This is a genomic window from Sphingomonas psychrolutea (assembly GCF_014636175.1).
GTDB classification, from domain to species: Bacteria; Pseudomonadota; Alphaproteobacteria; order Sphingomonadales; family Sphingomonadaceae; genus Sphingomonas; species Sphingomonas psychrolutea.
Genome location: NZ_BMDW01000034.1, coordinates 1 through 15,091, shown reverse-complemented (window position 1 = coordinate 15,091; position 15,091 = coordinate 1). Strand labels below are relative to the sequence as shown.

Genomic DNA, 15,091 nt, shown 5'->3' with positions numbered 1-15,091 from the left:
TCGTTGAAGGAACTCCATCGTCCGCCACCGCCTCCGCGGGACCAAACCTCAGCGCACGCGCGCTACCTCACCGCAAACTCCACTGCCGCGCAGCGGCTTCGTGCTGTGGGGTGCGCCGTGCAAAGGCGGCGCTTTCTAGTGGGTGCAAGTCCCACCCGGCTAATTGCTCCAGCCGGAAGCAACCGGGGCAGGCATGGAGGTGACGAAATGTCTGAAGCCCCCGGATGACGGTCACATAGGTGACCGTGCGAGTGTGCAGGCCGCAACGTGAGTGAACGCTGAGCAATCCTCGAAAAGGACGATGTGCAGGCCGACCCGACACCCATTTCGGGGAAGGCTGATACAGACGGGCGAGTTTGAGCGACGTTTGAAGCCTGTCTGCTGCACCGGGGTAATGGCGGCAGCATGTACACAAGGAAAGCGCACGCAACACGGGAAGCCCCATCACGTGCTCAGGGATGAGCAACCGGACGCCCGCGAGGGATGGGACGGGCGCGGTGGGGTGGCGGAGAGGCCCGTAGTACCGGGGAAACCGGGTAATGCCGGTGGAGGGAAGGGGCCTCAGTTCAAGGCGAACGCAACACGTGGTGAGGGACAGGGGATTGGGAAACCTATCAACTCCGAAAAGCGTCCAGAAACTGCAGATGGCGTTGCACGCGAAAGCGAAGGCGGAAGCCGATTATCGCTTCTACGCGCTGTACGACAAGATCAGCCGCGACGACATTCTGGCCCATGCCTATGCCAAGTGCCGCTCCAACAAGGGCGCACCGGGTGTGGATGGTCAGGACTTCGTGGATATCGAGGCGTACGGCGTCGAGCGGTGGCTGGCGGAACTGGCGCTTGCGCTCAGAGAGAAGACGTACCGACCGGAGCCGATCAGACGGGTCCATATACCGAAAGCCAACGGCAAACTCAGGCCGCTGGGCATCTCCACCGTGCGGGATCGGGTCTGCATGACAGCAGCGATGCTGGTGCTGGAACCGATCTTCGAGGCCGACCTTCCACCGGAAATCTATGCCTATCGCGCCGGGCGCAATGCCCAGCAGGCCGTGATCGAGGTGGAAGATCAGCTGTACCATGGCCGTCCTGATGTCGTGGACGCCGACCTCGCCGATTACTTCGGCAGCATCCCTCATTTCGAGCTGATGAAGTCCGTGGCACGCCGGATCTTCGATCCAGCCGTGCTGCATCTGATCAGGTCGTGGCTGGACTGCGCTGTCGAGGAGACGGACGATCGAGGCCGGAAAACACGAACGACGGTGGCCCGGGATCAGCGATGCGGCATCCCGCAGGGCTCACCCATCTCACCCTTGCTGGCGAATCTATATATGCGCCGGTTCGTGTTGGGGTGGCGGAAGCTCGGCCTTGGGCAACGCCTCGGCGCTCGGCTCATCACCTACGCCGACGACCTCGTCATCCTGTGTCAGAAGGGCAACGCGGAAGCGGCGCTCGACGAAATGCGCAGGCTGATGGGCAAGCTGAAGCTGACGGTGAACGAGGAGAAGACTCGCATTTGCAAGGTGCCGGACGAGACGTTCGACTTTCTGGGCTACACCTTCGGGCGGATGTACTCGGCGAAAACGGGGCGAGCCCGCATGGGCTATCGACCGTCGAAGAAGAGCATCAAACGGGCCGTGGACACCATCCACGCGCTCACCGAGCGAAGGTTTACATGGCAGGATGCCACAGTGCTGGTGGCCAAGATCAACCAGGCGCTGCGCGGATGGGCCAACTACTTCTCGGTTGGGACCACGAGCCAGGCGTACCGCGCGATCGACAGCTACACAGTGGTGCGGCTGCGTCGGTGGCTTCGGCGCAAGCACGGGAAAGCCGGCAAGAGGGCGGGAGCCTATCTACCCCAGCATCTCTACGAGCAATACGGGCACGTCCGTCTTACCCAGCTTGGTCGGGGCGCGCCGTGGACGAAGGCGTGATGCTTTGTCCGAGAGCCGGATGCAGGGAGATCCGCATGTCCGGTTCGATGAGCAGGGGGTGGAAACGGGTCGTCTGGTAAGCCCCACAGGCGAACCGCACGATACCGCGCCACCTCCTGACTCTACTCTAATCGGCCCGATCAGATTTCCGTGCGCTTCGAAAGTTCGAGCGCGTCTTCGACGTCAACGCCGAGATAGCGGACCGTGCTCTCGATCTTGGCATGGCCACGAAGGATTTGAACGGCGCGAAGGTTGCCGGTCGCCTTGTAGATGATCGATGCTTTGGTGCGCCGAAGCGAGTGCGTGCCGTAATCCTCGGCCTGAAGGCCGATCCCGGTCACCCACTCCCGGACCAGCCGGGCGTATTGCCGAGTGCTCACGTGTCCCATGTAGTCGTTCCGGCTCGGGAAAACGAAGTCGTTGAGAGTGCCACCACGGCGCTCAAGCCAATCGAAGAGCGTCTTTCGGGCCGGTTCGACCAACTCGAACTGGACGGGCCGTTTGGTCTTCTGCTGCACGACAATAGCGCGATCCCTTATGCGACCGCCCGCGACGATGTCACCGATGCGTACCTTGACCACGTCGCAACCGCGAAGCTTGCTGTCGATGGCGAAGTCGAAAAGGGCCCGGTCGCGCAGTCGGCGATGCTGATCGAGCCAGAAACGGATCGCCCATACTTGCTGCGGTTTGAGCGCACGCTTGGCGCCGAGCAGTCTGCCTTCGTTCCAGGGACGAAGTTCATGGAACGCGGGATCCATCGAAGAATGCCCCATCGCTCATCTCCATAGAGCAGGGTTCACACTCCGACATAGATGAAAGCCGGTGAAACAGTGGTTTGCATTTGTGGTTCATGCCGAGTTCCGCTCGAATCGACGGTCGGCTTCCGACTCAATCACGGTCACTCCGCAGCTAGCGTGCGAGCGACGGTTTTTGCCAAAACCATCCATTGTTCAAGGGGCGTACCGCCGGCCGACTTTGCGCTCATCTCTGTCACTCCGCAGCGATAACGCGACAACAAGATGGACGTTACGGTAGCCAACAGACGTTAAATGGCAATCATTCGGCGTTGCCGTACCCGTCAGGCAAGCTGGCGCGGAGCCACCCGGTCACCGCGAAGCGCCGGACGGGTGCGGATGGGGTGACCATCGACACGCTATGCTGCTGTGGTACTGCAAAGAGGTCGAGCGTGTTGAATCGGGGGACGTGGCCGTCGATCATCGCGCTATCGTCCCGATGGAACATCAAAATGCCGCCCCATTCTGGGCGCCACGCCCGCGTCAGGCCATATACATAGGCGGCCAACCGGCCTTTGCCGGGCACGTCATCGTCATGTTCTGTCAGGAAATCGCCGGGCGAATAGGCGGTCGCATGGCCATCCGAGAAGCCGATGTCGCGCTGGCCGGTAATTCGTCGCAGCATGCGAAGCATGTCGTCGCTGTCCATCAAACGGGCGAACGCCGTCAGCGGATCATCATCCTCTTCAAGCCGATCGGGGTCGTCGGGGACCCGCAACCCTTCATAGCGATACTGAAAGCCATCGCGGGCTTGCGCAAAAACTTGCTCGTCGAGCGCGCGCCGCCGCCGAACGCCAAGGCGCTGCCATGCGCGCCGATCATATTCCAATATGCCATCCGGCGTATTGATCAGCCGCCACCAATCGTCCTGATCTTCCAGATGGGCGTGCAGCGCTTCGGCGTCTTCCCGTTCCAGGAGGTCGTAAATCCTGACGCGGCGGTGCTCCTTAAATTCTTGCGCCAGGCGATCAACATTGAGCCCGGTATTCAGGCGCAACGCGGTCATCCTTGATGCCGCAGCGGCAGTGGGGTCGATGAACAGCTCGTCACGCTCACCTGGATATCGACCACCGTCTGGATCGGCAGAACCTGCAATCGCTTGGCCAGCTTCGGATCGAAGAAGTCCCGCAGCAAGGGCGGTCGGTCTGCTCTGAAGTAGAAGGCTGGATCGCCCGTAACGCGCGGATCGGCGGCATATTTCAGCTCATCACGCCGCGTGACGGTCTGGACGACGCAGGGCGCGTAGCGGATCCCGAGCGCGCGCAAAGCATAAGCGCGGTGATAGCCATTGTGCAGCAGGAGCCGATCGTCGCTGCGGATCGCGCTCAGGAAATTGGCACCGAACCCGATCGGTATGGTCAGTGCGGCCGCGAGCGGCCCTGTCGCCTTCAGTGTATCGAGCAAAGCTTCAGGAAGAAACTGGGGTGTCTGCGCGCCGAAGTCGGTGGCGTCGGACACGAACTGATAACGATCGGCACTCAAACGCCGGATCGAGACAGCGGGCAGATCGCGCTGAAGCGGCAGGCAGAAACGGAACAGCGCGTCGGGCGTCGGCGTCCGGCCGAGCATTTCGCCGCGCAGTGTCGCGAAGCGATCTGCCACCTGGCCTTGCCACATCACCAACCGATCGATTTCAACCATCTCGATCGTTGTCGGCAAGGCATCGAAAATCGCTTGATAATACCGGTCTGCCCGGACCTCATCAGCAAGGCTGGCCAGCGCCTTGGGCAGTGCGCGCGTCTTGATCCGGTCGGCCTCGCCAGCCTCGGCCTGCTCGAGCGCATAATAACGATCATTGGCCGCGCGCCATTCTTCAGCGAGTTGGAAGGGCGGTATTGCGTCGCCGCCAACGACTTTGCGCGCGACGAACGAAAGATATTCCTCAAGATGCGGCTGGCCGAGCAACCAGATCAGCGACGAATTGGCATCGACCGATGCAAAATCGGCGGGGCGGCGGTGGACGTTCAATGCGGACTCCCGTTTCACCCTCGTTCGGGCGTGTCAGGAGTTCAGCACAAAAGGTTGAACTTTGCGTTGAAACCGCTTGGTGGGGGGCAAAGAAAGGGGCGGAGGACTAATCGGTCGCTCCGCCCCGCAAGATACCGCGTTTGATGGCGGCTAATCAGCCGGAATAATTACCCTTGGAGCCGCCCTTCTTGGAGCCGCCCTTGGCCTTGCTGCCGCCCTTGGAGCCACCTTTGCCCTTGCCGCCGCCCTTTGAACCGCCCTTGGGCGGCTGCGACGGCGGGCAAGGCGAACAGCCCGTGCCACCGGCGCCATAGACGTGGCCGAGTTCGATGCTTGTAAGATCGCGCATGATTAACCCTTTCATCCTAACAACCGGTTTTCATTAACGATTGAGCGAAACCGATGGATGAAACTTATCGAGTTTTTTGTTCAGGTAAATCGGCTATTTTTAGGCGCTTCATTATGAAACATTTACCAATTATCGACTAATGGCATAAATTAAATGGTTAATATAAATATCTATAGTTAATTTAACTGCACTTAAAGGGCAGAATGGAGTCTATTGTTTGTCGCCGTAGCTCTAGCGCGAGCGAGCGGCCCCTCGCGAACATTGATATGACCATTGCCGAGGGTGAAGACGAAGTCCGCACGCTCGACGAGTGCTGGGCGGTGCGCAATCACGATCCGGGTCATCGGCAAGCCAGCGATCATGTCGGCAATCCGCGTCTCGGTGGCGGGGTCGAGATTGGCGGTGCCTTCGTCGAGGAACAGCACATCGGGATCTCGAAACAGCGCGCGGGCAAGGAAGATACGCTGGCGCTGGCCGGACGATAGTGCCGCACCCATATCACCGATCAGGCTATCATAGCCCATCGGCATGCGCGCGATGTCGGTGTCGACTTCGGCCATTTTCGCGGCTTCGATGATGCGGTCGCGGTCGGCTGTGGGATCGAAAAAGGCGATGTTGTCGGCGATCGTGCCCGTCAGCAGGCAATCATCCTGCAACACCGCACCAATCCGGCCCCGCCACCCCGCCATGGTCGCGCTGCCCAACGGCACGCCATCGATAATGATTCTGCCCAATTGTGGATCGAGCAGGCCCAGCATCAAGCGGAACAGAGTTGTCTTGCCCGCACCGCTCGACCCAACGATCGCGACAAAGGCGCCACCTGGAATATCGACGTTGACCCGGTCGATGACCGGGGCTTCACCCTCATCATAGGCAAAGGTCAAATGATCGAGCGAAATCGCGGGCGCAGAGAGTGGGCCCCGGTTGATCTGCAGTGCAAACTCCTCCTTGCGCTCGGTCACGATGTCCGAGAGTCGTTCAAGGTGAACGCCGAGTAGACGCCAGCGCTGGACCTGATCGACGAGCGACGTGGCGCTGGTTACGAAATTGCTCCGATAGGACAGGAAGGCGAGCAGGGTGCCGATCGTCATCGTGCTTCCGATCACGCGCATCGCGCCGAAATAGACGCAGATCAGGAAGGCGGCGCTGAACAGCAGATTTTCCGCGAGGCCGACCCGGATATCGAGCAGGCGCGATCGATAGGACGCCGAAATGACATCGGCATATTGGTTGCGCCAACCATTTTCCCGCTGCGCCTCATGCCCGAAAATCTTGACAGAACGGACCGCGCGGATGGTCTCCATCAGATAGGTTTCTTCGCTCGCCCGCGCGATGATTTCTTCCTCGGCGCGCAGCCGCATCGCCGGATAGACCAGCTGATTATAGCCAAGATAGGCAAGCGTGCTGGCCAGGACGATACCGGCCAGCAACGGGCTGATCACCACCATTACGACGAGTGTAGTCAGAAACAGGACCGAGTCGATCAGGATGTTGACCAGCCCGCGCGACAGCAGAGATTGAATTGGTTGAATCGACCCGACGCGCGACATCAGGTCGCCGACATGTCGGCGCTCGAAATAGGCAAGCGGCAGTCTGATCAAATGGCGTACGACATTGCCGCCCAGATCGAACGACAGCGATTGTCCGAGCGTCAGCATTACCCATTCGCGGAGCGCCTTGGTCACGCTGTTCAGGCCGTAGACGACCCCAAAGCCGAGCAGCAGCAGCAGCAGCAAATTGGCATCGCCCTGCGCGATGGCGTCGTCGATCACGACCTGAATGTAGAAAGGCGTCAGCAGTGCTGTGAATTGCAGCACGAACGATAGCAGCAAAACCTGGCCAAAGGCCCGCCGGAAATTGGTCATCCGGCTCCACAGATCGGTCAGCCGGGTGGTTGCGCGTGCCTCGATTGGCGTGAACGAGGCAGTCGGCGTCAATTCAAGCGCAATGCCGGTGAAGTGGCGGCTCGCCTTCTCGATCGTCATCCGGCGACGGCCGACGGCGGGGTCGAGGATGGTCACGTCTTTGTCGGCGGCAACCGATTCCAGCACGACGAAGTGATTGAGGTCCCAGTGCAGAACGGCTGGCAGTTTCAGCTGGCTGAATTCGTCCAGTTCCAGCCGCACCGCGCGCGGGGCCAGCCCCAGATCGGCGGCGATCACCATCAGATGCGCCATCGTCGCGCCCTTGATGGAAGTCGGATAGCGTTGCCGCAGGCCGCTCAAGTTGACGCGGTGGCCGTGATGGCTCGCGACCATCGTCAACGCGGCAAGGCCGCACTCGGCGGCCTCGGTCTGTAGCACCGCTTTGGTGTCGGGTTTGCCCGACCACGGCAGGGTCATGTGCCGATTGCCCCCGTTACGGGACCAAACATCAGCGCCCAGAGCGACCGACGTTTGAGCGCGAGATCGGCGGCCAGCGTCATGCCGGGGCGCAACGCATCCTTTGGCATTTGGATCGACCCCATCGAATCGATCCGCACCTTTATGCGAAAGGCGGGCTCGGACGGGCGGATGGCGGCATCGACATTAGCCGGATCGATCGCTGCACGCGAAATCGCGACGACCGTACCACGTCCCCAGCCATATTTTTGATACGGATAGGCATCAAAGCGCAATCGCACGCGTTGCCCCGGTTGCGCGAATCCGATCGCGTTGGAGGGCGCATAGAGCCACACCTCGGTACGGCTGCCGTGCGGGATGATGGTAATTAGCGACTTTTCGGACCCGATATGTTGCCCGATCTCGGTCGATATGTCGCTGACAACGCCGGCGACCGGCGCGGTGAGCACCAGATGGTCGGCCCGCTTAATATCCTCGCGCTGGGCGGTGAGCGCTGCGCGCTGCGTCAGCAGCATCGACCGCGCCTTGTCGCCGTCAAGCGCGCGCTGGCCAAGCTGGATGGCAATCGCACCGATCTTCGAGCGCGCATCGACCAGCCGCTCGCCGAGCGCCTCGCTTTCCGCGCGGCGGGAGAGGAGTTCGGCGCGGGCCTCATCGGCCTGGCGCTGGCTTCCCGCGCCCTGCTTGGCGAGCCGCATAAAGCGCGCCAAAGTTTGCTCGCCGAGCCGGACCTGACTCTCGCTGATCGCCTTTTGCCGTTCGAGCGATGCGACGGTATCGACCAGGCCGCCGCGCTGCTGTCGCAATGCCTGCGTGTCGGCGTTCGATGACGCCACCGCGATATCGAGCTGACGATCGAGCTGGACGATCTGGCTGGTTATTTCGTCAAGCTGTGCCGACAATCCCTTGGCACCCTGCGCGGTCGACAGGTCGATCAAGGGTGCTCCAGCCTCGACTGTTTGACCGGACTTCACCCGGATGGCGCGCACATCGCCTGCCGTCGTGCTCATCACGCGGGCAAGGCCGGCATCGTAGGCGATGACCCCACGCACATTGGCGGTGCTGGCATAGCTGCCGAAAGTCAGGATCGCGAAGATCACCGCCGCCACAGAACCCGTGAGGGCGGTGTAGAGTTTCGATGAAGGCGGCACGGCAGCGATCACCGTTCCCGCCAGCCGGTGCCGACGGGCTTCGATCACTTCCGGTCGAAAAAGCGTATTCGCCACTTAAAGCCGTCCCATAGTCACAGCAACCGATATCGTCGGCCGGTAAAGGGCGCGTTAACCTGATGGGACAGTCCGAGAGGCCCGCAGAGCGTTTTTTTAACGCGAACGGATTATTGGTGGTCGCATGTCGCCACATCAATTTCGCAGAATTTGCCTAGTCGGCAGCTTCGTCTCGATATCGGGCTGTACCGGCACGCCTCAGCTGGATGCGGCCCCGCCAGTCGTGTCGCCCGCCTGGAGCGATACCGTAACTGGTAGCTACGAGGTATCGCCAGACGCTGATCTGGCCGCTCTGCTGGGGTCAACGCAACTAGCCGACCTGATCGATCGCGCGCAATCTACTAGCCCCGGCTTACTTAGGGCAAGTGCGCGGATCGATCAGGCGCGGGCGCTCCTTCGCCTCGCACGCGGCGCATCGTTGCCTTCGCTGTCGATCGGCACCAACGTCTCGGCGAATAGCCGCGCAGGCGGCAGTGCGTTTGATTTCGCGAGCAATTTTGCGACGATCGATGCGGCGCTGACGGTCGATTTCGCCGGCGGTGCAGCGGCCGGAAGACGCAGTGCCGCGCAGCGCACTATGGCGGCTCGATATGACCGTGATGCGCTCATCATTCTGGTGACGGCTGAACTCGCGCGGACTTATGTTACGCGGGCGGCGCTTCAGGCGCGCTTAGGCCTAATCGAGCAGAGCATTGGTCAGGCAGCGCAACTTCAGAGGATCATCGAATTACGCCAGCAAGCAGGTGTGGCGACCAAAGTCGATGTCGGCTTGCAAACGATCCGCGTCCAGCAGCTGCGGGCCGAACGAGAGCGGCTTCAGCAGTCGCTCGAGGAAACGCGTGTCGCAATCTCTCTGCTCGTCGGCGAGGAAGCACCCGGCTTTCAGATTGTGCCTGCGGACATCAATCAGTTTGCGATACCCGATATCGCGCCGCCATCGCCCTCCCGGCTTATCGCCACGCGCCCTGATGTGCGTGCTGCTGAGCTACGAATAGAAGCAGCAGGGGGTGATGTTCGACAGGCCCGTGCCGCATTTTTCCCGCAGCTCGACCTCTCGATTGGTCGCAATGCGCAATCGTTTCTCGGCAGCGGCCTCCTTTCCGGTCTTAGCATCGGTGCCGATCTCATGGCGCCAATCTTCAATCGGAATCGGCTCAAGGGCAATCTGGCGTTGGCAGCGGCGCAGCAACGCGAATCGGTGCAAAACTACCGCGAGGTGTTGCTTGCAGCTCTGGCTGACGTTGAAAATGGTTTGTCCGCCGCCGCCCACGCGCGGAACCGCGCCTCGATCCTGGCAGCCGTCACGAATCAAGCGCGCCAGACTGCATCGCTTGCCCGCGTCCAGTATCTGGAGGGCGACGCGGATTTACGGCATCTGCTCGACGCGCAGGACCTCCTCATCAATGCGCAAGACGCCGAATTGGTCAGCAGGCAAGAAAGATTGGAAGCCGCGATCGCGCTGTTCAGGGTTTCGAGGGCCTGAGAAAAGGTTGTCGGCTGAGCCAGAAACCGTTTCGCAAATTTCTCAGCATACGTTCGAGCGACTTACGGTAGTTGCCAGATCTAGCTGAGATATCAACCCGTCGGCCAGCGTTGGTGCGAGCTGACGAACGTCCATCGGTCAGAAACCGGCTCCAATCCGTACGCCCAACTTCACGGCCGGAGCCCCTTTACTCACTCCCGCTTCAGTTTGAAGTCCCAAGTTTAATCGGCGGCCAGCGGAGACACCAACGCCGAGGCCGAGGCTTTGGCGGTTGGGCAAACTTGTGGAAGCAGATTGCTCAAAAGAGTATGACAAGGCAGCATTGGCCCGCGATGATAGCGCCACGCGCGCTCCCCCACTCGCGGACAGGGTATTGCGGACCGCAAAGCCTTGGGGCTGGCCAACAATTGTGTATCCGACTGCAGCAAACGGCGAGATCCTTTTGCCGATTGGTCGGACGATTTGAGCATTAACGGCATAATCGAGCTTACCAGTCCCCAGCCCTTTGCGGCGCGAGGCAGTCGGTACTTTCAGCCCAGCACCAATAGATGCTGATAAACCGGCCAGGGGCACATCATAGGTCGCCTGGAGCGTCGCATCTCCCAGCCCTTCGCGGCTAATTCGTTCAGTCCGGCTCCCGGAACTGGCGAGGAGCGGTGTGCCGAACAATCCGCCTTGGCTTACCACAACATCAACTGGCGCTGTTGTCCGCAGATAAGGCGCGGACGCGGCAATGCGCACCCGCCCCTTGCGCACCGCGACGCCTAATGTGGTCGACACTGTTTCGACCTGTGCGCCGGTTCCGTAATCCCCTTGCTGGTAATCAACTGTAGCAAAGACCTCGCCTGCCTTATTGTTGGAAGTTGTGGGTTGCTGCTCCGGGTTCCGTCCACTCGCCAGAGCGGGCATGGCGGAGGCGGCGATAAGCCCAAACGCGAACGCAAGGTCTCTCGTGGGTGAACGCATAATTCGGCTCCCAGCGAACCCGGCACGGAGAGCTGGGCTCTCCAATACCGGGCGCACGCTTCTTAACGATAGGGTTTACTGCGCGCTGGCTGTCTTTTTGAGCGCACCCTTGCCCATCGCCGAGACAAGGACACTGCCTTCGCCATTGAAGCCGCCAGTGAAGTTGGACGCTGGCACATTGGCGAGGCGATCACCGACCTTCATGCGGATGGCCTCAACCCGACCCTTCGCATTGTTGCTGACCGACTGGACCGTACCGATCACCCGGCCCTTGGAGTCTGTAACCGGCATGCCCGGCATCACCGAAAACATGCCCGCACCATTGCCCGCACTGGTGCCGGCGAGCGCCAATTGACCCAGGCTTCCACTAGCCATGCCGGTGCCGCTTGCATCCGCATTACCGCTCGCATTGCCGACGAGATTACCCGCGCGATCACGTACGGTGCCGACGGTATTGGTGGCGCGATCCCTTGCCGCCCCGGTCACGTTCGTTGCCCGATCGCGCACTGTGCCGACAGCGTTCGTGACACGGTCACGAACGGCACCTGTGGTCGTCGTCGCGCGATCTCGGACTGCACCAGCGGTGCTGCGCACGGCGTCGGTGCCGATCAGTTGCGCTTCACCATTGGCGTTCATCGACCCAGACGCCGAACCATTGAGCGCGCCGGTCAGCGACTGGTTGGCGAAGTTGCTGCTGTTGACCATCGACCCATCGATCGCGCCGTCAGCCGAGTTGCTGGTAGCGATATTGCCCTTGCGGGCATCAACCTTACGGTCGCTCTTGATGCTGCGGCTGGTGCGAGACGTGATCGAGGATGCGCTGTCGCTGGTTGTCGGCAGGCGCGACATGGTCGGCAGCTGCGGGCGGAGCCCGCCGATCTGGCCACCCAGGCCGCCGCCGAGACCGCCGCCCAATCCGCCACCACCACCAAGAAGCTGTGCCGAAGCAGGGGTTGCCGCCAGCGCAAGGGCCAGCGCAGTCGAGCTGACCAAAAACTTGTACATGATGATTGTCCTTATCCCGTTTCAAGATTGTCTGGCGCGCCCGTCGATTGGCGTGCTCATCGAAACAACGGATCCGTCGCGGGCTTTAATCCCGACCGGCGAGAAAATTATTTTGCGGGTGTCGCGCAACCACCGCAGAGCAGGCCGCGGCCATAGCGGGGATCTGGACCGCGCTTGCCGAGATCGCTGGCTTCGCGATCGGCGGCATCGATGGCAGCGTTGATCGCCGCCGGGTCAGCGTTGGCATGGAAATGCGCGATCCGCGCGGCCACAAGCGGGGCAGCAAACGACGTGCCTCTGACGGTAACAGCGGCACCGGCAGCGTTGGCGGCAAGCATGTCCGCGCCGGGCGCTGCATAATCGACGTGCAAAGCTCTGCCAGCCTCGATCAGCGCGCGCGCCTTGGCGTCCACGCCTGTCACCGCGATGACACCGGGATAGGAAGCGGGATAGCTCGGCGGTGCGGCCGGCCCATCATTGCCGACCGCAGCCACGATGATCGTCCCGCGCGCCTGCACCGCCTGCACCACGCGCGCGAGCAATGGGTTGGCGGGGCCTACCAAGCTGATTACGACGACAGGCACGCGTTCAGCACTCATCCAGCCGAGCGCCTTGGCGATCGCGCTTGCATTGCCGCCGGCAGGGTCGCTGCCATAAACATCGGCCGCCCATAAGGTCGCCCCGGCAGCCGCACCGCGAACCTGGCCGCTGCCAATAATGAGTGAGGCGACGGCAGTGCCGTGGTTGCTGACACCCGGCGCGCCGCGCGCAAAGCCGTGGCGCGCTATCCTTGCACGGGTATTGGCAGGCTCGGCGACACCGCCATCGATCATGCCGAGACGCAGCGAACTCGCAGCGGCGGGCGCATTCTTGGCAGGCTGTTCGGCGGCGCCCATAAAGGAACCGCTGTCGAAGTGTAGCTGATCGGCGCTCACCGATCGATCGCCGGCGATCCGACGCATGGCCTTTATCGCGGCAGGAAGCCGCTGCCCAGCGGGACTGGCGAAGCGGGCAAAGCCGATGCCAGTGCCCTGGATGGTGCCACGCTCGATCAGCACGAACCCTCGCGCAACCGCATCGGCGACCAGCCGGTCATCGGGATCATCGACCAGCACTTCCCCGGCGCGGGCCGGTTCGCCCTTGTCGTCGAGCGCGATCGTGTCGCGGTTGGCGCGCACCAGCGTCGTTATCCGATCAAGCCGATCGCGGACGAGCGTTATTGCGGTGCGCGGAACATCTGTCACGTTTCCCAACTCGCGCGTCACGCCCGTTGCCACATCGCCGAGCATTGGCAGGCCGGGCGCACCGATGGGGGGCAATAATTGCGCTGCGGCAGCCACGGGGAGCAAAAGTGAAAGCAGAAAAGCGCCGCGACGGAACATTCAATTACCCTAGCAAAAACGCAAAATATGTCATGTGATGGATGAAACGCCTGCGGCGATCCGTTTCATCCATCGAGAAACAATGGCCCCCTGGCCGAAAGGACCGACCCGAGGTGAGTTTCGAGAGCGAGTTGCTTGCGCTGTTGCCGCGATTGCGGCGCTTTGCCCATGCGCTCGCCCGAAGCTCTGCCGACGCGGACGACCTTTGTCAGGCTTCGGTTGAGCGAGCGCTCAAGGCTCGCGATCAGCTCGTGGCGGGCACAAGGATGGATAGTTGGATGTACCGTATCATGCGCAATGCCTGGATCGACACGACCCGCGCCCGATCGCGCCACGGACAGACCTTTGTCGATGAAGAGGCAGGTCTTGCTGTAGGTGACGCCGGCGACAAGCAGATCGAGGCCGTGGTTGAACTCGGGAATGTCGGACGTGCGATGCAATCACTACCCGCCGACCAGCGCGAGGCGATCGCGCTCGTCCTCGTGGAGGGGTTTGCCTATAAGGAAGCGGCGGAAATTCTGGGTGTGCCAATGGGTACGCTCACCTCGCGGCTGGTCCGCGGGCGCGAGGCCCTGATGACCAAATTAGGAGAGGCGGCATGACCATCGACCCTGAATTGCTGCCCGAAATGCTGATGGCCTATGCCGATGGCGAGCTTGATCCGATCGGCGCGAAGCGCGTTGAGCGTGCAATTGCCAGCGACTCGTTGCTTGCCGAACAAATAGAGCAGCACCGCCAGTTGCGCGCAACGCTGAAGGAAAGCTTTGACCCGATCGTCAAGGCTCCCCTGCCAGGAAAGCTGCGCAGCCTGGTGCCGTCCGCGCCAGTCGTTGATATTGCAGCAGCACGCGCTGCACGGTCTGGTCCTCCGCTAACTCGCCGCTGGAGCGCTTGGGCCACCGGAGGGGCAATCGCCGCAAGTGTATTGCTTGGCTTAATGATCGGGCAGCGTATCGATCAGGGCCCCGTTGCCAGTCGGGGCGAGGCGCTTGTTGCCTCGGGCGGACTTGAACGAACGCTCGATACACAGCTTGCATCGTCCCAGCCGAGCAATTCGCCGCTGCGGATTTTGGTGAGCTTTCGTGATCAATCGGGCAGTGTGTGCCGCGGCTTCTCGGGCGAAGCGATCAGCGGCATCGCTTGCAGAGATGATCGCGGCTGGGTGCTGCGTGAAACACGCGGTGGTATGCGTCCTGGAACGACCGAGTTTCGTCAGGCGGGCTCAGCCGACGCCGCGCTGTTGGCCGACGCGCAGGCAATGATGGCGGACGACCCGCTCGATGGGGAAGCAGAGGCGAAGGCCAAAGCAAATGATTGGCGCCAGTAAGATACTTATCGACTATCGGCCAGCTTTGTCCGATCGGCAACGTGCCAGCGTCAAACGCGCGAAAGACGGATTCTGCCGAAAGCCGCCTTTGGACGATTATGCCATGAATGGTGACTTCGTCCCAGCTGCGGACCTTGAGCGAGGCGTGGCCGCGTTCCTGAATGAAAGGCAAGTTTAGGGAAGGACGCTCGACGCATCGAATGGCGACAATTGTGAAGGATATCGGATGCCGGCAGGCGTACGATATCCTCCAAAGCAGGAAGCCGCGGGCCACGCGTGCTGACCTATGGGGATTTCGGTTTTCGCCGCGTTGTG

At 61.5% G+C, this 15,091-nt stretch carries 13 protein-coding genes; 4 read left to right on the top strand and 9 right to left on the bottom strand.

Features of this window, described 5'->3' with window-relative positions:
• Nucleotides 1–644: 644 nt before the first annotated feature.
• Nucleotides 645–1,934, top strand: a complete 1,290-nt coding sequence (gene ltrA / locus IEV62_RS17560) for a group II intron reverse transcriptase/maturase (RefSeq protein ID WP_229733364.1) — start codon at nt 645–647, stop codon at nt 1,932–1,934.
• A gap of 140 nt (nt 1,935–2,074) precedes the next feature.
• Here ltrA and IEV62_RS17555 read toward each other — a convergent pair whose 3' ends face one another.
• From IEV62_RS17555 to IEV62_RS17530, 6 genes are all read right to left on the bottom strand, one after another.
• Nucleotides 2,075–2,707 carry a tyrosine-type recombinase/integrase gene (locus IEV62_RS17555; protein WP_188449818.1) on the bottom strand — a complete coding sequence of 211 codons (633 nt, stop codon included), beginning with the start codon at nt 2,705–2,707 and terminating at the stop codon, nt 2,075–2,077.
• Between the two features lie 283 nt (nt 2,708–2,990).
• On the bottom strand, nt 2,991–3,725 hold the full coding sequence (locus IEV62_RS17550; protein ID WP_188449817.1) for a 2OG-Fe(II) oxygenase: 735 nt from the start codon (nt 3,723–3,725) through the stop codon (nt 2,991–2,993).
• A 5-nt stretch (nt 3,726–3,730) separates the two neighbouring features.
• The gene (locus IEV62_RS17545) at nt 3,731–4,696 is read right to left on the bottom strand and encodes a hypothetical protein (protein WP_188449816.1); all 966 of its coding nucleotides are present in this window, start codon (nt 4,694–4,696) and stop codon (nt 3,731–3,733) included.
• 154 nt (nt 4,697–4,850) lie between these two features.
• Entirely contained in the window at nt 4,851–5,045 is a 195-nt protein-coding gene (locus IEV62_RS17540) for a hypothetical protein (protein WP_188449815.1), read from the bottom strand.
• 191 nt (nt 5,046–5,236) lie between these two features.
• Nucleotides 5,237–7,387 carry a peptidase domain-containing ABC transporter gene (locus IEV62_RS17535; protein WP_188449814.1) on the bottom strand — a complete coding sequence of 717 codons (2,151 nt, stop codon included), beginning with the start codon at nt 7,385–7,387 and terminating at the stop codon, nt 5,237–5,239.
• Nucleotides 7,384–8,586, bottom strand: coding sequence for an HlyD family secretion protein (locus IEV62_RS17530; RefSeq protein ID WP_188449812.1), 1,203 nt, complete (start codon nt 8,584–8,586; stop codon nt 7,384–7,386). Before IEV62_RS17530 ends, IEV62_RS17535 begins: the two co-directional genes overlap by 4 nt.
• Nucleotides 8,587–8,737: 151 nt before the next feature.
• Between IEV62_RS17530 and IEV62_RS17525 the strand changes: the two genes are divergently transcribed.
• On the top strand, nt 8,738–10,096 hold the full coding sequence (locus tag IEV62_RS17525; protein ID WP_188449810.1) for a TolC family protein: 1,359 nt from the start codon (nt 8,738–8,740) through the stop codon (nt 10,094–10,096).
• A gap of 138 nt (nt 10,097–10,234) precedes the next feature.
• Here the strand turns inward: IEV62_RS17525 and IEV62_RS17520 are convergent, their stop codons facing one another.
• The 3 genes from IEV62_RS17520 to IEV62_RS17510 form a co-directional block, all read right to left on the bottom strand.
• The gene (locus IEV62_RS17520) at nt 10,235–11,062 is read right to left on the bottom strand and encodes a transporter (protein WP_188449808.1); all 828 of its coding nucleotides are present in this window, start codon (nt 11,060–11,062) and stop codon (nt 10,235–10,237) included.
• Nucleotides 11,063–11,137: 75 nt separating this feature from the next.
• Nucleotides 11,138–12,067: a hypothetical protein gene (locus IEV62_RS17515; RefSeq protein ID WP_188449807.1), complete on the bottom strand. Its 930-nt coding sequence runs from the start codon at nt 12,065–12,067 to the stop codon at nt 11,138–11,140.
• Between the two features lie 107 nt (nt 12,068–12,174).
• Nucleotides 12,175–13,407: a S8 family serine peptidase gene (locus IEV62_RS17510; protein WP_229733362.1), complete on the bottom strand. Its 1,233-nt coding sequence runs from the start codon at nt 13,405–13,407 to the stop codon at nt 12,175–12,177.
• Between the two features lie 155 nt (nt 13,408–13,562).
• On the opposite strand from IEV62_RS17510, the gene IEV62_RS17505 reads away from it, so the two are divergent.
• Both IEV62_RS17505 and IEV62_RS17500 read left to right on the top strand, forming a co-directional pair.
• Complete coding sequence (locus tag IEV62_RS17505) at nt 13,563–14,051, top strand: RNA polymerase sigma factor (RefSeq protein WP_188449802.1); 489 nt, start codon at nt 13,563–13,565, stop codon at nt 14,049–14,051.
• Nucleotides 14,048–14,776 carry an anti-sigma factor family protein gene (locus IEV62_RS17500; RefSeq protein ID WP_188449801.1) on the top strand — a complete coding sequence of 243 codons (729 nt, stop codon included), beginning with the start codon at nt 14,048–14,050 and terminating at the stop codon, nt 14,774–14,776. Before IEV62_RS17505 ends, IEV62_RS17500 begins: the two co-directional genes overlap by 4 nt.
• Nucleotides 14,777–15,091: the final 315 nt, after the last annotated feature.